The 21,822-nt window shown below is 50.5% G+C and carries 22 protein-coding genes; 8 read left to right on the top strand and 14 right to left on the bottom strand.

The genetic code is table 11. The features are described from left to right. Window positions 1-24: 24 nt before the first annotated feature. On the bottom strand, window positions 25-1,014 hold the full coding sequence (locus D6M16_RS15305) for an NADP-dependent oxidoreductase (RefSeq protein ID WP_120512705.1): 990 nt from the start codon (window positions 1,012-1,014) through the stop codon (window positions 25-27). 105 nt (window positions 1,015-1,119) lie between these two features. Between D6M16_RS15305 and D6M16_RS15300 the strand changes: the two genes are divergently transcribed. Further along, window positions 1,120-2,022, top strand: a complete 903-nt coding sequence (locus D6M16_RS15300) for a LysR family transcriptional regulator (protein ID WP_162941058.1) — start codon at window positions 1,120-1,122, stop codon at window positions 2,020-2,022. Window positions 2,023-2,085: 63 nt separating this feature from the next. Here D6M16_RS15300 and D6M16_RS15295 read toward each other — a convergent pair whose 3' ends face one another. Both D6M16_RS15295 and soxR read right to left on the bottom strand, forming a co-directional pair. Beyond that, window positions 2,086-2,439 (bottom strand): DMT family protein, encoded by a 354-nt coding sequence (locus D6M16_RS15295; RefSeq protein WP_120512703.1) that lies wholly within the window; start codon window positions 2,437-2,439, stop codon window positions 2,086-2,088. 122 nt (window positions 2,440-2,561) lie between these two features. Then, the gene (gene soxR / locus D6M16_RS15290) at window positions 2,562-2,984 is read right to left on the bottom strand and encodes a redox-sensitive transcriptional activator SoxR (RefSeq protein ID WP_120512702.1); all 423 of its coding nucleotides are present in this window, start codon (window positions 2,982-2,984) and stop codon (window positions 2,562-2,564) included. Window positions 2,985-3,346: 362 nt separating this feature from the next. On the opposite strand from soxR, the gene D6M16_RS22295 reads away from it, so the two are divergent. Next, window positions 3,347-3,532, top strand: coding sequence for a hypothetical protein (locus D6M16_RS22295; protein WP_162941057.1), 186 nt, complete (start codon window positions 3,347-3,349; stop codon window positions 3,530-3,532). 251 nt (window positions 3,533-3,783) lie between these two features. On the opposite strand, the gene D6M16_RS15285 is transcribed toward D6M16_RS22295, so the two are convergent. Continuing rightward, window positions 3,784-4,503, bottom strand: coding sequence for a Crp/Fnr family transcriptional regulator (locus tag D6M16_RS15285; protein WP_120512701.1), 720 nt, complete (start codon window positions 4,501-4,503; stop codon window positions 3,784-3,786). Between the two features lie 510 nt (window positions 4,504-5,013). Between D6M16_RS15285 and D6M16_RS15280 the strand changes: the two genes are divergently transcribed. Further along, window positions 5,014-6,204 (top strand): MFS transporter, encoded by a 1,191-nt coding sequence (locus D6M16_RS15280; protein WP_120512700.1) that lies wholly within the window; start codon window positions 5,014-5,016, stop codon window positions 6,202-6,204. A 53-nt stretch (window positions 6,205-6,257) separates the two neighbouring features. Here the strand turns inward: D6M16_RS15280 and D6M16_RS15275 are convergent, their stop codons facing one another. Beyond that, window positions 6,258-7,166, bottom strand: a complete 909-nt coding sequence (locus D6M16_RS15275) for a LysR family transcriptional regulator (RefSeq protein ID WP_120512699.1) — start codon at window positions 7,164-7,166, stop codon at window positions 6,258-6,260. 145 nt (window positions 7,167-7,311) lie between these two features. On the opposite strand from D6M16_RS15275, the gene D6M16_RS15270 reads away from it, so the two are divergent. Continuing rightward, window positions 7,312-8,418: an alkene reductase gene (locus D6M16_RS15270; protein ID WP_120512698.1), complete on the top strand. Its 1,107-nt coding sequence runs from the start codon at window positions 7,312-7,314 to the stop codon at window positions 8,416-8,418. Between the two features lie 10 nt (window positions 8,419-8,428). Beyond that, window positions 8,429-9,451 (top strand): zinc-binding alcohol dehydrogenase family protein, encoded by a 1,023-nt coding sequence (locus tag D6M16_RS15265; RefSeq protein WP_120512697.1) that lies wholly within the window; start codon window positions 8,429-8,431, stop codon window positions 9,449-9,451. Window positions 9,452-9,532: 81 nt separating this feature from the next. Here the strand turns inward: D6M16_RS15265 and D6M16_RS15260 are convergent, their stop codons facing one another. Together D6M16_RS15260 and D6M16_RS15255 are read right to left on the bottom strand one after the other, a co-directional pair. Continuing rightward, window positions 9,533-10,678, bottom strand: a complete 1,146-nt coding sequence (locus tag D6M16_RS15260; RefSeq protein WP_338048223.1) for an MFS transporter — start codon at window positions 10,676-10,678, stop codon at window positions 9,533-9,535. Window positions 10,679-10,693: 15 nt separating this feature from the next. Beyond that, window positions 10,694-12,253, bottom strand: coding sequence for an ABC-F family ATP-binding cassette domain-containing protein (locus D6M16_RS15255; protein WP_120512695.1), 1,560 nt, complete (start codon window positions 12,251-12,253; stop codon window positions 10,694-10,696). A 720-nt stretch (window positions 12,254-12,973) separates the two neighbouring features. On the opposite strand from D6M16_RS15255, the gene D6M16_RS15250 reads away from it, so the two are divergent. The 3 genes from D6M16_RS15250 to D6M16_RS15240 all read left to right on the top strand — a co-directional run bounded on the left by D6M16_RS15250 (window position 12,974) and on the right by D6M16_RS15240 (window position 14,950). Next, the gene (locus D6M16_RS15250; protein WP_120512694.1) at window positions 12,974-13,972 is read left to right on the top strand and encodes a hypothetical protein; all 999 of its coding nucleotides are present in this window, start codon (window positions 12,974-12,976) and stop codon (window positions 13,970-13,972) included. Between the two features lies 1 nt (window position 13,973). Beyond that, window positions 13,974-14,300, top strand: a complete 327-nt coding sequence (locus D6M16_RS15245; protein WP_120512693.1) for a hypothetical protein — start codon at window positions 13,974-13,976, stop codon at window positions 14,298-14,300. Between the two features lie 239 nt (window positions 14,301-14,539). Continuing rightward, window positions 14,540-14,950 carry a VF530 family protein gene (locus tag D6M16_RS15240; RefSeq protein WP_205576936.1) on the top strand — a complete coding sequence of 137 codons (411 nt, stop codon included), beginning with the start codon at window positions 14,540-14,542 and terminating at the stop codon, window positions 14,948-14,950. A gap of 447 nt (window positions 14,951-15,397) precedes the next feature. On the opposite strand, the gene D6M16_RS15235 is transcribed toward D6M16_RS15240, so the two are convergent. From D6M16_RS15235 to menC, 7 genes are all read right to left on the bottom strand, one after another. Next, window positions 15,398-15,769, bottom strand: coding sequence for a PRC-barrel domain-containing protein (locus D6M16_RS15235; RefSeq protein ID WP_120512691.1), 372 nt, complete (start codon window positions 15,767-15,769; stop codon window positions 15,398-15,400). Window positions 15,770-16,095: 326 nt separating this feature from the next. After that, entirely contained in the window at window positions 16,096-16,644 is a 549-nt protein-coding gene (locus tag D6M16_RS15230; RefSeq protein ID WP_120512690.1) for a YdeI/OmpD-associated family protein, read from the bottom strand. Window positions 16,645-17,105: 461 nt separating this feature from the next. Next, window positions 17,106-17,636, bottom strand: coding sequence for a GNAT family N-acetyltransferase (locus tag D6M16_RS15225; RefSeq protein WP_120512689.1), 531 nt, complete (start codon window positions 17,634-17,636; stop codon window positions 17,106-17,108). Between the two features lie 303 nt (window positions 17,637-17,939). Beyond that, on the bottom strand, window positions 17,940-18,482 hold the full coding sequence (locus tag D6M16_RS15220) for a DinB family protein (protein WP_120512688.1): 543 nt from the start codon (window positions 18,480-18,482) through the stop codon (window positions 17,940-17,942). Between the two features lie 93 nt (window positions 18,483-18,575). Continuing rightward, window positions 18,576-19,172, bottom strand: a complete 597-nt coding sequence (locus tag D6M16_RS15215) for a class I SAM-dependent methyltransferase (RefSeq protein ID WP_120513207.1) — start codon at window positions 19,170-19,172, stop codon at window positions 18,576-18,578. Between the two features lie 165 nt (window positions 19,173-19,337). Beyond that, the gene (gene menE, locus D6M16_RS15210; RefSeq protein ID WP_120513206.1) at window positions 19,338-20,819 is read right to left on the bottom strand and encodes an o-succinylbenzoate--CoA ligase; all 1,482 of its coding nucleotides are present in this window, start codon (window positions 20,817-20,819) and stop codon (window positions 19,338-19,340) included. Beyond that, complete coding sequence (gene menC, locus D6M16_RS15205) at window positions 20,816-21,805, bottom strand: o-succinylbenzoate synthase (RefSeq protein ID WP_120512687.1); 990 nt, start codon at window positions 21,803-21,805, stop codon at window positions 20,816-20,818. Before menC ends, menE begins: the two co-directional genes overlap by 4 nt. Window positions 21,806-21,822: the final 17 nt, after the last annotated feature.

Genomic DNA, 21,822 nt, shown 5'->3' with positions numbered 1-21,822 from the left:
CTACCGATACGGCCGTGAATGCAGTTACAGCTCGACGATCAATTTACCTTTATTCTCACCGGAGAACAGCAGGTTAATCCCTTCAATGGCACTGTCCAGGCCATGCAGAGTATGGGCGCGGTACTGCAGTTTGCCGTCCATCATCAGCGCTGCCAGTTTTTGACCGTATTCCGCAAACCGATGGAAATGATCCGGCATAGTAAAGCCCTGAATCATCAGCCGCTTACGCACAATATTCATCCAGTTCGGACCAGGCTGAGGGGTCGCGGTATTATAGTCGGCAATCATGCCGCAGACAGCCACACGGCCATGGGCGTTCATGCGTTGGTAAATGTGCTGCTGCGCAACGCCGCCGGTATTTTCAAAGAACAAGTCAATGCCGTTGGGGGTTGCGGTTGCCAGCTTAGCCGCGAAATCCTCGTCGTGGTAGTTGATTGCTGCATCAAAGCCCAGCGTTTCTGTCAGCCAGTGGCATTTCTCGTCGCTGCCGGCCACACCGACGACGGTGACACCTTCCAGTTTCGCTAACTGGCCAACCATAGATCCCACAGAGCCAGCAGCGCCTGTCACCACCAGTGTCTGTCCCGCTTGCGGTTTCAGCACTTCATACAGACCGTGGTATGCCGTCACGCCCGGTAAGGCCACCACTGAGAGCAAAGCTTCCTGAGGCACAGATGTCGGCACTGGTGACAAGCCACCGTTTGCGACAAAGTATTCTGTCCAGCCCATCATGCCCATCACACGGGTGCCCACAGGAAAATCCGGATGGCGGGATGCCACCACATCGCCAATACCGCTTGAGCGCATCACTTCCCCCAGCTCCACAGGCGGGATATAGCTTTCACGATCTGCGCTCATCCAGCCACGCATCGCCGGGTCCAGTGACATGTGCGTTTGCTTGACCAGAAACTCGCCCTCTGCAATTTCCGGTACTGGCTTAGATACTTTTTCAAAAATATCTGACGTAATAGCGATGTCGGGACGTTTTTTCAGAAGAATGGCACTGTAATTCATGATCTTGTTCCTTTCGTTGTCTTGAGGCACACTCTAACTCTTGCTGAAAATGAAAATAAGACGGCAAAATAAAGAAACACTTTTGCTAAAAATGGGAAAATGCACATGGATAAACTCAAAGCCATGGAAGTGTTTGTCACCACATTACAGTGTGGCAGCATTTCTAACGCCGCAAAGCAATTACATCTTCCCGTATCCAGCGCCTCCCGCCAGCTGAGCTGGCTTGAAGCACAGCTCGGTACAGAGCTCATCAAACGCAGCACCCGTGCCATTAATCTGACTGAAGTGGGCAGAGCTTACCTGACACAATGCCAGCAGGTTCTTGAGCAAATTCGTCAGGCGGAAGAACTGGTGAGTTCCTACCAGCAAACCCCGTCGGGCATTTTGACTATCAGTTGCATGAGTCACTACTTTGACAGTCAGGTACTGCCGCATCTGAGTGAATTTGAGGCGCTTTACCCTGATATCAAACTCGATATCGATGTCTCTGACCGCTTAACCGATTTGTCGAAAGCGGAAACCGATATCGCTATTCGTGGTGGATACCTGCCCGATGAGCGTATACACGCACGCTGGTTATGCGATAACACGCCACATCTGTGCGTCACACCTCAGTACATTGAACGCTATGGCCTGCCGGCGGATCATACTGAACTGCACGCTCATCATCTGGCTTTCTACCGGAGTCCGAAGCAGATTTTAAAGTGGGGTATCGTCAGAGAAGGGCAATGGCTGCCTCTGGAGCTGGAGCCGTATGTCGTCACCAATTCCGGTCGCTATATTCGTGAGCTGATGATGGCAGGAAAAGTAATGGCGCTGCTGCCAGACTGGTCAACCCGGGAAGACAGGGACGAAGGCAAGCTGATCAAAGTTGACCTCCCCGCGCCAGTCTGCCTGTCAACCGAGCGCCTGGGGCTATACCTGCTGTATTACACGCCCCGCTATCAGGTACCAAAAATCAGGGCAGCGGTCGATTTTTTCAGCCAAAAACTGGCTGTAAGCAGATAACTGATAACAGACCCATCATGCGGTTTGACTCTGGCTTGACGGATATGCCAACACTCGCTGGGATCAGGCTCCCAGCTTGCTGCGGAACATAAAGAAAACCGCACCCAGCATACACAGCCCGGCCCAGAGGTAATCCAGTTTCAGCGGTTCTTTCAGATAATAAAACGCAAAGGGCACGAAGACAGACAGGGTAATCACTTCCTGCAAAATTTTCAGTTGCCCGACACTCATCACAGTAAAACCAATGCGGTTGGCCGGCACCTGCAGCAGATACTCAAACAACGCAATTCCCCAGCTCAGAAAAGCGGCAATGATCCAGGGTTTACTGTTCAGATCTTTTAAATGTCCGTACCAGGCAAACGTCATAAAGACATTGCTGCACAGCAGCAGAGAAATGGTAATCAGTGTAGGTTGCATTGTGAAAGTGGCTCAGTTTACCGGTCAGAGAATGCGCGGATTATAATCAGCACTTTTCACCTTGTCATTGAAAATCTAAACGCATCCCAATCGCCACTTAAACCATTGTCTAATAAGTGCTTTTAAATCAGCATCGCCCCATTTCCTTCATCGGCCAGCGCATCATCCGGGTTGCGAAGCTGACACCGGCTCAGTGACAGACAGCCACAGCCGATACAATCTCCCAGTGAATCCCTGAGTTTTTGTAATTTGGCGATGCGTTCATCAAGCTGATGCCGCCACAAACTCGCCATTGCCTGCCATTCTTCTTGCGTTGGTGCGTGATCCAACGGCAGGTGAGACAGAGCTTCGCCAATTTCCTCCAGCGACATGCCCAATTGCTGCGCGGTTTTAATCACCGCAATTCGGCGCAGCACACTGCGATCATAGCGGCGCTGATTTCCTGCGTTTCGCCAGCTCTGAATCAGTCCTTTTTGCTCGTAAAAATGCAGCGCCGATACTTTTACGTTGGCACGTTCAGCGACCTGCCCGACTGTCATTTCCATCACCCATCCTTACCTGCTGATAATCTGTATTTTTATCCTTGACCTCAAGTTTACTTGAGGTTTTACCCTCTGACCATCACTAACATTAAGAAATAAGAAATAAGAAATAAGAAATAAGAAATAAGAAATAAGAAATAAGAAATAAGGATATCTCGCACTGCAACTTATCTCACAAGACGTTTAGATCGGATTCATGGGCAATCCGTAATAATGGTTTTCTGAGAAATGAAAATACCGATCAGGGAGTTTATCATTTATTAACGGACTAAGTGCGGCATCATACAGACGCGATAACCTTTTACGACCATGCTTATTATATCACCAGAAGCAATATCGCGTAGTGTGATAAACCGGAGGTTAACATGGACAGAACCCGTAAACCCAACCAACCCGAGAAAAAAAATGTACCTCAAGATCCCCAACCAAAACGCAACCAGGGAGAAAATGATCTAAAAGCACAAGGTAAGCATGATGCTCAACAAAAAGAACAACAACAACAACAACAACAACAACAACAACAACAAAAAGAACAACAAGAAAGAAAGTAACGTTGGTAGGTATTAACAGGAAATCGGACTTAGACTTTCATCGTTAATGCTAGCTGTTAAGTTAATATATTGGGATCCCGTCAATAACGGGCTCCCTTTTTATCGTTCTTTGCAGAACTTCCCTTTCGAATTTAATTCACTCTTTGGATAAAATACAAACATCAAGAATGGCATTAAACTTTATAACCAATGCGCGACCCGAAATCCAGATGCAATCCGACTTCGCTTTTCCTTTCGCAGTCGGCTGAACTTTATTGCTTTGCTGGCCTGGGTAACAGGCGATCTGTCTCCTTCTTGACCACGGCATAACACTCACAACACTGCTTCTCAAGTTTAGTTCGGTCCAACACTGTGATGTGACCACGGTGGTAATTGATTATACCTAATCTTTGCAGGTTACCTGCCGCTTCAGTGACACCTTCCCGACGCACACCCAACATGTTGGCAATCAATTCCTGGGTCATGGTCAATTGATTGTTCGGCAAGCGATCCAGGGAAAGTAACAGCCACCGGCAAAGCTGCTGGTGGATGGAATGATGTCGGTTACAAACCGCTGTCTGCGCCATTTGGGTAATAAGCGACTGAGTATAGCGCAACATCAGAATCTGCATTTCTCCATGCCGGTTAAATTCATCTTTAAGACGTTGCGCAGAAAGCTTATAGGCAGACCCTTCGCTTTGTACAATGGCCCGGCTTGGAGTACTTTCTCCGCCCATAAACAAAGCGATACCAAGCAGACCTTCATTACCCACAACAGAGATCTCTGCCGATGCGCCATTCTCCATAACATAAAGCAGCGACACAATAGAATCGGTAGGAAAATAAGCATAATGCATTGATGAGCCGGATTCATACACCACTTTACCCAGCGGCAAGGTAACTAGTCTAAGATGAGGAAACAGGCGATCCTGAACGTCGGGGGATAGCGCAGCCAACAAGTGATTTTGTAGAGGGCTAGGTAAGTCTGTCATGCAAACCTCGAAGCTAAAAGCATAATAGGCAATTTTACTTTAAAAAGGCGTTTTGGGGGGTCGTCAGGTAAAGATAGCTTTTAACAGCTTTTTTGCCAGTGTTCGCTATTGTAAGGCGTCTCGATTGCGCAGCGACTATATCTGTTGCGCTAGCGCCACAATTAATAAAACAATCAATTATATGCAATCATCAATATAGATTAATGAAAGTGACTGAAAAGTGATTAATGCCAATAGGCACCTACGTTTATATCAATATCCTCGATACCACTTACTTTTCTCATTAATAATACTTTTACAATACCCGATAATATATAGCCGTTTTTTCCCAACATGAAAAAGACCTCAATGTGGATACTTAAAAGTGGCTGTGATGTTGAGGTTTTCTTGCATCTAATTTTAAAAGCACGGCTGCCATTTATTGGCCATAAATGATCACCCCTTGACCTCAAGTTTACTTGAGGTTTTAAGCTCTGACCATCACTAACAATAACGAATAAGGAAACACGGATGTCTCGCACTGCAACTTATCTTACCGGGCGTTTTTTTGATGGCATTTCTTCAGGGATGTTCATGCTGGCACTGCCTTGGGTCATGCTGAATCAGGGCGACATGGGGGTCTTTGTGGCGGCTGTCGCGCTCACTTGCACCGCCTTGTCATTTATCGCCACCCCTTTCACCGCCACACTGATTGACAGGCATTCACGCAAAGCCATTCTTATCGTCATTCAGGTTGTACAGTCACTGACCGCGCTGTCTGTCCTGCTGGCTTTCCGGTTTCAGGCCGACTCGGTTTGGTTGCTGGCACTGGCGCAACTGATATTCTGGCTGACCAATGATGTCGCCTGGAGCACTAATAATGCCTTCACCCAAGAAAATTATGACAAGGCAGACTACGCCAGAGTCACCGGCCAGCAGGAAGTGGTCATGCAGCTGACGACGCTGAGTGCCGGAGCGGCGGGCATAGTGCTGCTGGCGTCCTGGTCGATGAACGAATTCGCCTTGCTGGCAACGCTGGCCTCTGGCATTGCTGCACTTAGCTACTGGCTCACACCCTATCGCCGCCAGCTATCGTCCCATCAACCTCAGGCGTTTTTCAGACAGCTGGCAGAGAGTAAAACTATCTTTACCCGCCAACCCGCTTTCTATCTGTTTCTGGCGTTGTCCTGCCTGACCTACCCTATGCTCACCTATCTGGCGAAACTGGTGCCTGTGTATTTCTCTGAGCAAAGCATCAGTGGCAGCTGGTTTGCGTCCTGGTCGCTGAGCTATGGTATCGGCGCCTTGCTCACCGGTCTGTTAGTCACCCGTTTGCTGGCCCGCATCAGCCATGAAAAAGCCATGATGTACTCCGTACTCGCAATGGGAAGCCTGCTGATCAGCATGGCCGTCTGGTTAACACCTGTCGTTCTGGTCTCACTCACCGTGATTCTGGGCTTTTTCAACGCACTAAACCGTATCGCCCGTACCAATAAACTCAACCATGAAGTCAATGTGCATGAACGGGGCCGGATAGAAGGTGGGCTGAAATTATTCTCTACGCTTAGTCAGAGCCTGAGCTATGTATTGATTGCAGCATTAAGCTACTTTCAGATCACTGAAATGGGTTTTATCATTATGGGAGCCATTGTGATGCTATCTGGCATGATCATGCAGTTATTGTACCGGAAAGGTTCCCATATTCAGGTTTCAATAGCCTGAAGCCAAGACAATCACTGTGGCGACTTCCCTGTAGCGAACCCAGGGAAGTCTTTTCATTTTTCCATCCAGTCGTTCAGAAACTGCGCGAAGGCGATAACCTGTCTGGGCTGAAATTTCCTGCCGGGATACACAAGCTGTAAAGCGACCGATTCGGTATCACTGAGGCTCAACCCTCTGACCTGATGATCAAAAAGCAAGTTTAGCCGACCGTCCAGCACATCCTGCCTGACATCCCACCAGGACTTCATCGCGATACCACAGCCTTCCACGGCCCATTGACGCACTAAAGCCCCGTCCGTACAGATCATGGCTGGCTCGACTTCCACCGTCATGGGACCCTTATCCGTGACAAAGTGCCACGCATTCATAACCTGTCCTGCCCACTCCATTACCAAACATCGGTGATGAAGCAGATCATTGGGATGCTCCGGACATCCCGCTTTCGCCAGGTAAGCCGGCGATGCGCACACCACACGGCGATTCTGTACTAACGCCTTAGCCACCAGGTTACTGTCGGGCAGATTACCCAGCCTGATCGCAATGTCTATACCTTCATCCACCAGTTTTACCATGCCATCTGTCAGATAAAGATGCGGTGCAACCTTAGGATGGGCCTCTGAAAACGCAGCCAGGGCCGGTGCCACATATTGCCTGCCAAAATCCGATGGCGCGGTGATGCGCAGGGAACCTGACAGTTCCGCCTCACATTGCGTTAATACCGCTTCTGCTGCTTCAACTTCTTCTACTACTCTCAGACAAGCCTCGTAAAATCGATAGCCCGCTTCCGTCATCGAAATATGCCGGGTATTTCTGTTGAGTAAACGGGTTTGATATCTGTGTTCCAGCTGATTCATCCGGGCGGTCATACTGGCAGGTGACAGCCCAAGCTTACGCCCTGCGGTCGCCAGTCCACCTGATTTCACCACCTGAACAAACAACGCCATGTCATCTGTTTTTGCCATATTATTCAGCTTTTATGAAGTATGTTTTCGTATTTACGCTAATTATAAATATTTTCCGAAGCAATACACTGTAAACGTCTTATTACTGAACCCCAATACGCGTTCATCCTACTGGTGAATGTACGATGGTCCACGGAGATTTCTGATGTCAGATTCACTGCTGTTTACACCACATCAACTTGGTGCTGCTATGCTCCCCAACCGGATTGCAATGGCCCCAATGACACGCTCCCGTACTACCCAACCCGGCGATATTCCCAATCATCTGATGGCTGAATACTATGCCCAGCGTGCAAGTGCGGGTCTGATTATCACTGAAGCCACACAAATTTCACCGCAGGGTAAAGGGTATTCTTTCACACCCGGTATTTATTCCTTCGAACAAATACAGGGCTGGCGTCTTATCACGCAGGCCGTCCATGCCAGTGGCGGCATCATTTTTTCACAGCTCTGGCATGTCGGCCGGATGTCACATCCGTCATTCCACAGCGACGGCCAGCCTGTGGCCCCTTCCGCTATTGCACCTGACGCTCAAGTCTGGGTGGTTGGCGAAGACGGCGTAGGCAGAATGCAGGACTGTCCTGTCCCCCGGGCGCTGGAACACCATGAGATCCAGGCCATCATTGCAGACTATCGGCAGGCAGCAATCAATGCCATCGAAGCGGGCTTTGACGGCGTGGAAATTCATGCTGCAAACGGCTATTTAATCGACCAGTTCCTGCGCACTACATCCAACCAGCGTTCTGATGAATATGGCGGCTCGTTAGCAAACCGTATCCGTTTTGCTATCGAGGTTGTTGAAGCCGTCTGCAAAGCGGTTGGTGCTGAAAAAGTCGGGATCCGGCTGGCGCCTTTTATTACCCAGCGGGGCATGAATGATCCTTCAGTGACAGAAGCCATTTTAGCCGTGGCTGAACACTTCCAGCAGCTCGGCATTGCCTATATTCACCTGGCCGAAGCAGACTGGGATGACGCACCTCAGGTGTCTCCCCAGTTCCGGACTGAGTTGAGAGAGGCATTTAAAGGCAGCATCATGGTGGCGGGTAACTATACTCAGGCAGCAGCCGATGAGTTACTGCAGGCCGGCCTGGTCGATATGGTGGCTTTTGGCCGCCCGTTCCTGGCCAATCCGGATCTGCCCTACCGCTTGCAGCATCAATTACCGCTGAATGTCATTTCCGATCCCAGCACCCTGTTTGGCGGCAATGAAACCGGCTACACCGATTATCCATATTACAACCAACACGCTTGAGGAGCCCCTAATGAAAGCTGTCGCACTGACCCAGTACTTGCCTGTAACAAACCCAGACAGCCTGATGGATGTCGAACTCTCGGCACCGGCTGTATCAGGCAGAGATATCCTGGTGAGAGTGGAGGCCGTTTCGGTCAATCCGGTTGATACCAAAGTAAGAGCCCCAAAAGAGAAGATTGAACCTCAGCCGCGTGTACTGGGCTGGGACGCGGCAGGAACGGTCGTCGCTGTGGGTGATGACGTTACCCTGTTTTCCGTCGGAGACGAGGTATTCTACGCCGGCGATATCACCCGTCCCGGCAGCAACAGCGAATACCAGCTGGTTGATGAGCGTATCGTCGGACATAAGCCGCAGTCTCTGTCGATGGCGGAAGCGGCCGCCCTTCCGCTGACCAGTATTACCGCCTGGGAGGGTCTGTTTGATCGCCTTAAAATCGATCCTGACGTCACACAAGACCAGAAAAGCCTGCTGATAATTGGCGGTGCTGGCGGTGTCGGCTCAGTGGCCATTCAACTGGCCAGTCAGATTGCCGGATTGACTGTCATCGCCACCGCATCACGGGAAAACACGCAGCGCTGGTGCTATGAAATGGGTGCCGATCACACCATCAACCACCGGCAGGATATGGCGGCACAGCTTGCCGAGCTTGGTTTCCCGGCTGTGGATTATATTTTTTGCCTCAACGACACAGCAGGCCACTGGGCAACAATGACGCAAGTCATCAAACCTCAGGGCATGATTTGCAGCATTGTTGAAAGTGATGTGCCATTGGATATGGAACCATTGAAAAGCAAAAGTGCCGGTTTTATCTGGGAATTCATGTTTACCCGCTCCATGTATCAAACCGATGACATGGCTGAGCAGGGTAATCTGCTCAATCAGATCAGCAAGCGGATGGATGCCGACTCCTTGCAAACTACGTTGACGGAACACCTGACACCGATCAACGCTGAAAACCTGCGCAAGGCCCATGCCATGGTCGAGCAAGGAAAAATGATTGGAAAAGTGGTGTTGTCTGACTGGGAAAATTAACCCAGCCACACAGCTCCTCTGCCCTGCCCAATAAATATTGAGCAGGGCAGGAATCATATCACTGGATCACTCTCACTTTATTTATTCACCGAGTCTGGCTTTCACGGGTTGCAGGACCAGGATTGCAGCACCAAACAAGGCGATAGCGAGCAGCGCCATACTGTATGGCCCGGCACTGTACGCGACACCGGCAACACCAGACCAGATCGCCACGCCCAAATGCATCATGGTCATGGCCAGCGACATAAGAACACCACGGTGAGTCACTGACAGTTCCGCGATATAGCTTTGCAACGCCGGAGAGCCAACTCCGCCGGCCAAAGCCCAGAGCAGCAGCAGTGGAATAACCGCGATCAGATTTTCCGCAGAAGACAGATAAAACCAGACACTGACAACCACACAAACGCCCAGCGCAATTCGCATCACCTGACGCCCACTCTCCAGCCGACCGGTCAAACGTGGCATCAGCATATTACCGATAACACTGATCACGCCAAGACCGGCATACACACTGCCTGCGACCCACATAGAGACACCCTGCGTATCCCGTAAATGCTGACCAACCAGATTAAACAACCCGATGCCGCCTCCCAAGCCAAAGCACATAGCCAGCAAGGCACCCGCAGCACCGGGAATCGCCCAGAGTTTAACTTGAGCGTCTTTGTGCTCAGTCATCTGCCCGGCCCGGTGTGGCTGCCTGCCTGACACATACCACAGCGTTGCAGCAACAAGCCAGGCACAGATCCCCAATACGACAAAGGCGGCTCGCCAGCTTACCGTTTCGGCCAGGGCAGCGCCTAACGCCGGGCTGGCAATCATTCCCAGTGTCAGACCCGACTGCACCCAGGCAATCTTTTTCATGGCATCTTCCCCTGCGGAGTCTGCCGCCAGAGCAAAAGCCACAGGCAACATTCCGGCACTGGCCAGTCCCGTGGCGACCCGGGTTGCTATCCCGGCCTCAAATGTCTCCACAAGCCCTGTTGCGATCGACGCCAGACCAAACAGGACAGATGCGGGAATCATCACGGCCAGGCGTCCATGCCGGTCAGAGTACGCCCCCAGTACCGGCGCTATCAATGCCAGGGCCACGCTGTAAGCGGTAATAAACAGGGTGACACGCTCAGGAGCAACGCCCAGATCATGGCCGATGGGGGCCAGTATCGGCCCTAGCATCAACTCATCAGCGCCTACCAGAAACGCAATGCAAAACAATACAATTTTCATCATTATTCTATTCTCACCTCAGGCCAGAGTCGCTTTTGCCATGACCCCGGCAGACTGAATATCAATCACCCGGTCCGGCCAGCCGGCGACAAAATCCCGCTCGTGCGACACCAAAATGACAGTCCCGTTAAAGTCGATCAGCGCTTGCTTCAGCGCCGCTTTCACCGTGGCATCCAGATGGGTGGTTGGTTCATCCAGCACCAGTAAGTTTACCGGCTGCAATGCAAGACGGCACAACTTCACTTTGGTCTGCTCTCCCCCGCTGAGCGAGCCGACTGGCTGCAAGGCCAGCTTGCCCGACAGACCAAAGCGCGCTAACTGCTGCCTGGCCGCTTTATCATCCAGACCAGGACAGACTGACTTCACCAGATTTACAGGTGTCGCGTCCTGAAACGGCCAGTGCAGTTCCTGCTCAAAGTACCCCAATCTGAGACCTTGCGATAATTCCAGCCGGCCGGACATGACGGCCAGCTCGCCTACCAGAGTTTTCAGCAACGTCGATTTTCCTATGCCGTTAAATCCGGCAATCACCACTTTTTCACCACGGCGCAGCGACAGATTCATGGGTGGCAGCAAAGCACGCGTGTATCCGATTTCCAGTTCGGTGGCCGCCAGCACAGTCTGGGCACTCAGAGCCGCAGCCCGGAACGCAAATGACACCGATTTCTCCGGCTCAGGTGCTGCCAGACGTTCAATGCGCGCCAGCTGTTTCTTGCGCCCATTGGCAATGCTCGCATTCACACCGGCGCCGTTTTTGGCAATGAACTGCTCGAGCTTATCAATGTGCTTTTTCTGGGCCTGATACTGCTTGGCGTGTGCCGCGTCGTCGCTGGCTTTCTGTGCCATCGCTTTCTCAACATTGCCTTTATATTTGCGGATTTGCTGTCTGTCGACATCGCAGATGCCGGTCGCAATCCGGTTCAAAAACGCCTTATCGTGAGACACCACCATGAAGGCGCCTTTAAAGTTATTCAGATAATCTGCCAGCCAGTCAACATGTACGGTATCAAGATAGTTGGTCGGCTCATCCAGTAACAATACATCCGGTGATACCAGCAGCAGAGTAGCCAGCATAACTTTGTGACGCTGACCGCCACTCAGGGTGCCGAGCGGTGTTGTCATACCGAACTGGGTGATCCCCAGTCCTTCAGCCACCGCCTCTATTTTGTGGCCAGTGACATAAAAGGACTGGCTTTCCAGCGTGGCCTGAATGGAGGCGGCACGGGTCAGGAAACTGTCGCGGGCGCTTTTCTCCGGGCAGGCGTAAATGGCCATCATTTCGGCTTCCAATGTGTACAAATCGGCAAATGCCGATTGCAGGTAACCACGTACCGTCAACCGGGGATCCAATTCTGCATGCTGGTCCAGATAACCGATCTGCACTGCTGGCTGCCAGAGAATATCGCCGCTGTCGGGCAGCAACTCGGATTGCAGCAATTTCAGCAGGGTACTTTTCCCTACCCCATTCTTGCCGGTCACCCCGATATGCTCGCCGGGAAACAGAGTGAAATCGGCCTGCTGATAAAGGGTTTTGTCGCCGATGTGGTAAGTCAGATTTTGAATTGTAAGTAAGCTCATTGTGTTACATCCATAAAAAAACGAGGGGCGGTACAAGGCATACCGGCCCCTCGCTTCAAGCAATCTTGAAACTAGTTTCTGACTGATTCGCGGTCAGAAACTAAAAGGCCGACGATGAAGGTCATCGTCGGCCTGTTCTCTGCATTCATCAGATACACTCAACCCTCCCTTTTTTCAGGGAATAGCGGCTATATCTGATGAAGATTCAGAAGACATTCAGCTCCGAGCAACACTTCACCGTGTTAATGCGCGGAGCACAGTCGCCTGACAAAATTCTTGAATAGGATGTAAAACATTGCAGAGTGGTCCAAAAACATAATTCGGTCGCAAAATACGCAATTTTCAATCCTGAGTCAACCACATCTATTCCCGTAGACCACTCATATAGCGCATCTGCAGCAGGGCATCGCTTTACGCCCCTCAGCCAAAAACGCGACCAATAGCGCAATCACAACAGCCAGAGCCAGTGTCGCTTTCACCAGCAAACCGATATTATTACTGCCGCCATCAGGCGGCTGATTACAACATCCCACTGTTACCTCCAACATGGCAATCATGCAGCTCAAAGCAGACAGACTAATGCTTCCCCCAAGTGGAAGGTAAAGCAAAACTGTTACCCGCTGCACATTTCCCTTTGCCCGAACCCTAATTGGCGGGAATACTCAACCAATAGCATTTATGTTATGCATATGCGTTATCACCTTGTCATTGGAATGTCATATGCCTGTCCGAGCGAGTATTGCCCGAGTGAGTATCATCTCTGCCGGCCTGCTTTTTATTTCTGCCTGCAGCCAGAATGCCAGTAATGATGTCGGTTTGTATGCGCAAGCCAGTAATCAGCTCACCAGCCAGCTGGGCGAGATGATGCAGGAAACCAAAACTTTACAGACAAAACGGGCCACCAATACGCTGGCACTGGAGCTGGAACGCCCCAGCACCCTGCTTACCTCAGACCGGCTGACTCAACAGGCAAAAACGTATGCCGATATCACCCAGCAGCAGTTCGCGCTGTACGCACTGAACCGTTCCCTGCAGGACTACAGCCAAGCCCTCAGCGAACTGGCAGACGCCAAATACCGCGGCGACATTGACTATGCCGCCGCCAAATTAAGTGGTTCTCTGATCTCAGCGAACAAGCAGTATCAGGCCCTGACCGATACGCCCCTGCTTGATGCCAGCGATGATACCTTCCACATTCTGTCATCTGCCATTGCTGGAATCGGCGCCACCGTCGCGGAATCTCAGCGACGAAAAGCCCTCAAAGACATCATTATCAAGGCTGACCCGACCATCAGCACAATTTGTGACACCATCAGTCAGCGGCTGTCATCCGGCAGGCTGTATGCCGCCCTGCTGTCGGAACGCCGGGATATGCTCAGTACCGATATTCGTCGTTTCAACATCATGAAAACACAAGGAAAGCTTAGCCATGAGGCAGTCATCGCCCAGATTGAAAGCCTGACTCAGCGCTCAGTGGATATCGCCTCAACAGCGCTGATTTTCAAGCAAATGGCCAAAGCCACGCAGACGCTGAAAGAAAAGCACCACGCGATTACCAGACTGGTTGCTAACAACGAGTTCAGCGGTAAAGCCTTCATCCGCATTGCCGGCGAGCTCAGCGAAACCGGCCGCCATTATTCATCCCTGAACAATTTGCTGGGTAGCTGCGAAACCGGCTTTGAGCTCAGAGAAGATCAACTTGTTTGCAAGGAGGGGTAAAATGACGGACAAACCATTAGGCCACTACCTGGCTGAAGCCATCGATCAGCTGCGCAAGGTGAAAGAAATCACCCTGGATTATGATCAGGCGCTGCAATTACAGCAAGACATCAACAAGCTGTTGACTCAGCTCAGCGACGCACTCGCCTTACCGGATTTAGGGGTTACGCGTACCCAAAGTGCGGTGACGGATCTCATCTCCCTGACCTCGCTGGCCAAAAAGGCCAAACACGATCCCAGCAAGATTGCCGATGTCATTCACACCACCTCAAAAGTGGTTCGAGTGGTTGAAAAAGTGCTGAAAGGGACAGGTGAAGCGTTGCTGTAAACGCGAGTGGCGTATACAGGCTTGTTGCGAGCTGGATCTGGAAAAGGATCAATCCATCCCTGTTATTAATAGCGATAATAATAGGGATGGAAGGATGAGTCTGCTAGAATCCCGTGCCCTCAAACCTTCATGGCACATGATTAATCATTCGTGCCGTTCTGATATTAAATTGAAGCGTTGAGCGAATACCACCCAACCCAACCTGCACAGGCACGTGAGAAACTCAGGAACGCGTTATGATGACAGATGAAGAAAGAATTGAATTACAAAAAAATAACCCATTACACGGTCTTAAGTTAGAAACCTTACTGCAAGAGCTGGTCGATTTTTACGGATGGGATATTCTGGATACGGCTATGCGTTTTAACTGTTTTCACGTCAATCCATCGATTAGCAGCAGTGTGAAGTATTTAAAGAAAACGGACTGGGCAAGAGAGAAGCTGGAAAACTTTTACCTGTACCGCTTCAAACGCATGCCTCGCGCAACAAGCGAAGAGTTCGAGTTGCCGCCACGCGCCCGTACTTTCCCGCACGGTCTTCAGCCGAAAGAGCCGATGGAACTGACGGTTGAATCCATACTGAAATCGCAAGCCAAAGCCGCATCAGCCCATAAAGAGCGCTCATCGCGGGGTCGTCACTCGCGCCGTTAACCAATTAGCTACGGCTTGATTGATCAAATTGCGACACATCAGGCATGGATGCCTGTGTTTTCTATTGGGATATGTTCCACACAATTTTCAGGTGCCATCTACCATCAAAATTAGACGATGATCCCTTGCTGTCAGAGCCTGAATATCGTGGTGTCAACTACGGACTGCGGATAATAGATAATGACCCAAATAATTCACGGCAGCGGGTATGATGCCTTTCGGATTTACTGGCTGGCAATGTCGGTTTGTTAAAAACTGCAACAGTTTGTCTTAGTGGCTACCCGTGTCCTTTCCATGTAGTTATCTTTCTGTCTGGTGAATAGAACCGACTAATTCGTCTGTTTAAATAATCTCTTAAAAAATAACGCTGGCTTGCCCAGCGTTAGTTGATGCCACCTGACAAGTCAGGCCAGACCTGAGGCGCTACCCCCAAATCCAGCGCTGCCATCATCTGGTGTAATAAGACTCAACACTGGAATTCCAATTGGCGTCCGCCATATCCGGCCATTTGTCCTTGTCAAAACCAGGCGCGTTTTTTAGGCGCTCAATATCGACGTCGAGCATGAAACGCTTATTTTCTCTGTCCAGCGTCAAAGCCTTCCAAGGAATGGCAAACAGGCGATCGCCTATGCCTAAAAAACCACCCGCCGACAGCACAGCATAGCGAATATTGCCCTCTGTCATATCCAGCATAATATCCTGGATTTTACCCAACTTTTCATCCTGCATATTACAGACATCATCGCCGGTAATGCTGGAACTACTTAGTAAGGTTAAGGTAGTAAAGCCACTGTTGGATTGCGTCATTGAATTGTCCATTTTGCCCCCCTTCCTACTATCGTTATTAATATTACCTAACACCACGCCATCTTTGCCGTCACGCTTGCCGACTTTGCTTTTTTGCTCGGGTCTTTGCCATCGTTCACCTTGTCGACAAGTTCCCGCTCCTTCCTTTACTTTTTGTTTGAACTGCTTTTAGCCTGATTCTTGCTGATGAGTGGTGTTTAGATTCATGGTCACACTCAGGTTCTGCCCCTTCTCCAAAGACGGCTCAAAGATGCAGGGTGACACTTATACGTTAGTAGAGACCAGTAGCTTGTTCTGTACGCTAGCTAACGTAGCCAACGCATTTGTTCTGCGCCTGCCTACTCTTCAGCCTGTGGCGCACTGAACGCTTTGCTGTAGAAACCGGACGTATCAAAGCAACATACTCTCTTCTTCCCCGAAGCAAGCATGTCACATGCGTCATGAATGCGTTTCGTGCGGGTCTTGGCCTGCTTGGCAGAAACAATCCAGTGGATCCAATCTACGCGGGCAATGGTCGTCGTTGCGTTCCAAATCGCACGCGCCTCAGGTGCCGCCTCCAGTGCGTTAGCCAGATCATCCGGCACGTCCGGTTCGGGTTCATCCCCGGCGAAAATCTCGAAGTGTGCCGTGTCACCCACGCTGGCCCCAGAAGCCACAAGCAGTGACTTATCAATACGCAGCCAATGACTTTTCTTACCATCCGGTTCGAGCAAAACAGTAAAACGGTTACCGTTTAAGGTGCCAGACACAGTGATACGCCCACGCCTTGGCAACGTCGCGCTTGCCTCTTTAGGCAGCACCACAAAAGCCCACTCACTGTCACCGCCCAGATCTCTGGGGCGAAGCAAACGCGCGTCGAATTCAGCACGGCTGTTTTCTTTTTCCATGATTTGATGCTCTCCCTATGAGAATTTTCCCTGACTGAACGACATAGTATTTTAGCAGACGAGTATGTTGGTGGGAGTGAGTTTAGTCTCCAGCCCCCATTGCATCACTTTGTATGTCGCGCTTAAAGTCAGCGCCTTCTCAGCATTCTGCGTTGCGCGCCAGACACTCTTTGCTGGCTCAAAAAGTGCCCAGAAAAGCCTTTGATTTCGCTGGTGTTATCCGGGGCGGTTGTAGGCGCTCCCTGCGCCTACAACCTAAAAATACATCCCTGTATTTTTCCCTGGGATTGTGACTAACTATCCTGTTGATGATGCTCAGCCTACCGATATGGCAGTTGCTTGTGCCAACCGAACCATGGAAAGTAACTCGGCGCTGAACCAGGATATGCCTTAATAATGCTGCTGCGGACTTGACCAAGAGCCGAATAAAGCATCGGCGGCAGAACACGTACCCTTCAGTGTTATAAGCGCATTTTTGCGTAGATCACTGTGTTATCTAACTCTCCTGAAGGTAAACGTCTGGCATTAGCTAAACTAGCCTCAAACTGGAAGCCGCAACGCTTTGCAACAGCCTGGCTTTTCAGGTTTGAACTAGCCATCTTTATTTCTAATCGTTGGGCTGCATTGTCATTAAAAGCATATTTCTCAACAAGTTTTACGGCTTCGGTTATGTAACCCTTACCGGTTTCAGATGTGCATAACCAATATCCAATTTCAAAATAAGGAACAGATTTATCCCTGACAATAAAGCCGACAGCACCAATAAACCGCCCTGTTTCTTTTTCAATGACATTAAACCAAAACTCACCAGTAAAGTTTGAAAAATGATCAAGAGCCTCTTTGGTGTTTGCTTCGAGATCACGCTTCGTTAATGACTCCGAAACCCAGGGTAAAAACTGAGAAAGCTCTGCTTTGCTCTCCTCAATGACAGCAAACATTGATTCAGTATATTTCAATGATGGCGGAACTAATTGAAGTCTCTCACTTTCCATCCGAGATCCTATTTATGACGTGCTTACAACGAATGAGGAACTGCAACCGAGAAGTAGCATAACATCAAAGCCAGTGAACAAACTCAATGCTAAGCACCATCGTCGTTTATCTTGTTTTAGTCACCGACGCCGAGCTAGGGAAGGCAAACCACCATGGGTGGCTATCATCGCCTTCAGTATGTTGTCGTCCTGATGAGAGCTGGTTGTGTCTCGCACCGTAAAGCTCTTAAGCAGACTCATGACGAAAAACAACGTCATCAATTTCGCTTTTACAGTGATTATCTTTACACCAACAGCAACCGGTTAATCACGAATTTCCTCAGGAATCAGCGCCAAGAGATCTGTGACCCCAATATCTTCACCGGCCTGAGAAAGTAAAGCAGAGACCTGCCCACGATGATGGGTCTGATGGTTAAAGAGGTGAAGAACCAGACTTGAAAACCGTTTATTGGCAGAAACGCCTTTGGTGTTGTGATAACTAAGCAAAAGATCCAAATCTGTTTCAGTGAGTTTATTTATCCAACCAACAATCTGACAATCTAACCAAGCTCTTTGTTCGGATAAAGCAGGTAAATCATCAAAAAGTATCTGATCCAAACTACTCGGGTTTGGAAGATTAGCGACCTCACGTAAAGAGGACTTGCAAGACGGATGCGAGGAAAATCGCTTGAGCCAAATAATATCGCCCACAAGAATGTGATTCAAAGTACCCAAAATAGAGCCAAAAAATGCGCCACGATCCTTAGTCAGCTCTTTTGTATCTAAACGACTCGCAGCCTCGTAGACCTTTGTGTTCATGCTTTGGTTGTAAGCGGCCAGCAATATAAAGTGTTCTTTCAGGCTCATCTGTATTCCTCCTTGTACATTTTGGATAGCATGAACTCCCTCTTCAGGCTTTGCCACTCCTTAATAAAGCCATTTCGGGCTTGTCCATATTTGCTATGCACGTTTTATAGCGACCACTGAATATAAATGCCAGTGCTTCATTTTACCCAACGAAGTCTTTGCCGTTTCGTCACATTCGAAGTACCTGACTACTTCAAAATCCGAGAACAAAGCCTTAACCTCAGATTCAGATAAAGGTGTTGTTGGACTACGGTGATTTTTAGCCCAGCTGTCTCTTGTCCCCATAAAGTCACCGGCAAAGACACCACCAATTTCAATCGACGATTTAATATTGCCCCAAGTTGCCTCAAAGAAATTCGGATCAGCAAAAAACAAACTAGAATTAGCGATGACTAGGCCAGCCTTTGGATAGTCAAAAGACTCAAATGAAGACTCTGAAATTTCCACCTGAGATTTAGCTCCAAATCGGTCTCTGCATATCGCTACAGAGTCAGGATTAATATCAAAGCCATGTACCTGATAACCTTGCTGTTCCAGATAGTGGATATCACTTCCAGTACCACAACCACAGTCAGTCGCTATTTTGAGGTTTGATGCATTTAAACTAGCCGCAAATTCCGTACGTTTTAAATGAGAGCGAGATAATGCCTTTTTGTAGTACTGACGCCAGATCTCAGTATTTTCATCCAGAAGCTTATTATTTCCTTGAAAGTACATGACATTTTATTACACGACCCACTACCCGGTATCTTACCCAAACACCTTATGCAACCCAATTTATACTCTCCGCTTTTGTCGCACTTTATGATCTACCTAAAGTTCAGTGGCGCAGATGCTGGTGAAACACGACAACGATCACTGACCGTTTTCGGGGTCGTTCATCACCAGGTATTCACTGTGGTGGTCAGAAAACCACGCTTTTATGGCTTGGCGCGATAGTTTGATGCCTGTTTGTGGCTGTTGCGGCATGGGGAAAAACGCATCGGGGATTTTGAAGCGGGTGAGTTTGTCTGTCAGCCAAAGGGGCAGTTGCAGGGCTGACGGGTCGCAGGCACTGTCGATCAGGGCTATCGGGCGGGTGCCGTAAATTTCACAGGCCACGGGGATGACCATGCTCTGACGGATCGCCGGATGGCGGTTCAGCACGGCTTCAATTTCCTCGCAGTGGATGTTCTCGCCGCCGGAGATAAACTGATTATCAACACGGCCAATGATGCGGAGTTCACCACCGACCCACTGGCCGACATCTTTGGTATCAAACCAGCCTTGCGCATCCACCAGCGGGATAAGCTGGCCCTGATGATAGTAACCGCTCGCTAAGGTATCGCCTGCGATATAAATCCGCTTGTTTTTCAGCTGAACCTGACGGTTGGGCAGCACGCGCCCGGCGCTGGCAATGTCGTCTGTCGGTTTGGCCGTCACCGTCGACGCGGCTTCTGTCATGCCGTATCCCAGCCAGGTTTCAATGCCGCTGTCTCTGGCCTGCTGACACAGCGACAAAGGCACGTCACTGCCGCCCAGTAACACATGGCTGAGCCGCAGCGACTGACGATGACCCAGCAGCCGCCTGAGCTGCATGGCCACCAGCGACGCATGAGTCACCCCCTCAATCTCTTCTTCCAACCGACCGCTGCCGATTTTCAGGCAGGCACCGGCACTGAGCCAGCGGTACAGAATCGACAAACCGGAAACATGGTACAGGGGCAGACTGAGCAGCCAGCAATCGTGCTGCTGAAACGGAAACACCGCCAGCAAACCGCGGGCCGAGGCCAGATGCTGGGCCTGGGTATGGGCAACCGCTTTGGGTACGCCGGACGAGCCTGAGGTAAAGACAATCGAGACGATTTGTTTTTTATCGCATTGTTTTGCATCGTGCCGTTCTGCATTGCGGGCAAGACACGGCGTTGAAGCGACAACTGGCGCTTGCAGGTTCAATATCTGGCAGCCTGTGAATAAGCGCTGCCTGTCCTGTTCAGACAAACCGGCGACAACAGATTCACTCAGCCACACAAACTGCCGCTGCCCTTCGCCATACAGCACACGCAGTTTGTCCTGCAACACCTGACAGGGCTGCGGCATCGTCAGGGCCGTGATCGCCCCCAGCTGGATGCAAGCCAGATGAAGCATCACCACATCCGCCGAGTTTTTGCTGACTACCGTTACCACAGCCCCTTCACTCACCCCCTGAGCGGCAAGCACGCGCGCCAGATGGTGAATCTGCTCAGTCAACGCTTGCCAGGTGTATTCAGTGTCAACCGTGATCAGGGCGATGTCGTCAGGCCGCGTCTGAGCCCTGGTCTGCCAGAGGCAAGGCCGATGCAGACTGTGCGGATTCATGACTGCCATACCTGTATGTGTTGCTGTAACGAGTGGAGCGGTAGCGTGCTGCCCGGCCAGGGGATTTCAAGCTGCGCACTGAACAGATGAAGTGTATCCAGCCCGGGCAGACTCTCTGGCTGCAACCAGTGAGAGAGGCGTGCGAGCTGCGTCAGTCCCAGGCTGGATTCAAGCGCTGAGCTTATCACCACAGACATGCCCGCGGCTTGTGCGTCCCCAATCAATTGCGCACAGCGCTGCACCGAACCGATCAAAGTCGGTTTCAGGACAAGCGTCTGAGCACCCGCCAGGCGATTGAGTCTGAAATCCGGCGCTCTGGCGGCATGCTGTAAAGTTTCATCCCACGCCAGTGCGAGACCTGTTCCTCTGCTGAAAGTCAGGCTGTCCGCCGGTCGCTGACAAGGCTCTTCAATAAAAACGATCCGCGAAATATGAGCCGGCGCAAGATGACGGGAAAAATCATGCGCCTGCGACAGCGACCAGGCCCGGTTCGCATCCAGACGTAAGCTCAGATGAGGAAAGCGACACAGCAACTGGTTCACCTGCTCGGCCTCCTGTCCCGGCACAACACGGCCGACCTTTACTTTCGCCAGGCGACACTCTGCCAAAACGCCCATTGCTGCCGTATCTGCCATTGACCCGGCACTCAGCAAAGGCACAGTGTGATAAGGCACCTGCGATGGCAACTGGCCGCTCAGGCACATCAGTGCCATCGAGAACCCGAAAGCCACCGACGGATACAGCGCCATCTCAGCACTATCCTGAGCGCCAACCCAATTTGTCAGTAAGGAAATAGCCTGTTGTTCCGCCTGTTCACTGCTTTCCACGCTCAAGCCCACCAGCGGGGCAATTTCTCCGCAGCCCACGCATGCGCCATCACGCAATTGAGCAACATAGCCCACACGTTCATCTAATTGCTGGCCTCTTAACACTATCCCGCTGTCTATGGGTAGCCTGTAGCGAAACAATCTGGCTGAACGCGTCATGTTATCCGCTCCTCACG

The sequence above is a fragment of the Photobacterium salinisoli genome (assembly GCF_003614885.1).
In the GTDB taxonomy this organism is placed as follows: Bacteria; Pseudomonadota; Gammaproteobacteria; order Enterobacterales; family Vibrionaceae; genus Photobacterium; species Photobacterium salinisoli.
Note: the sequence above shows the minus strand (reverse complement) of the source record. Positions and strands in the feature narration are given on the sequence as shown.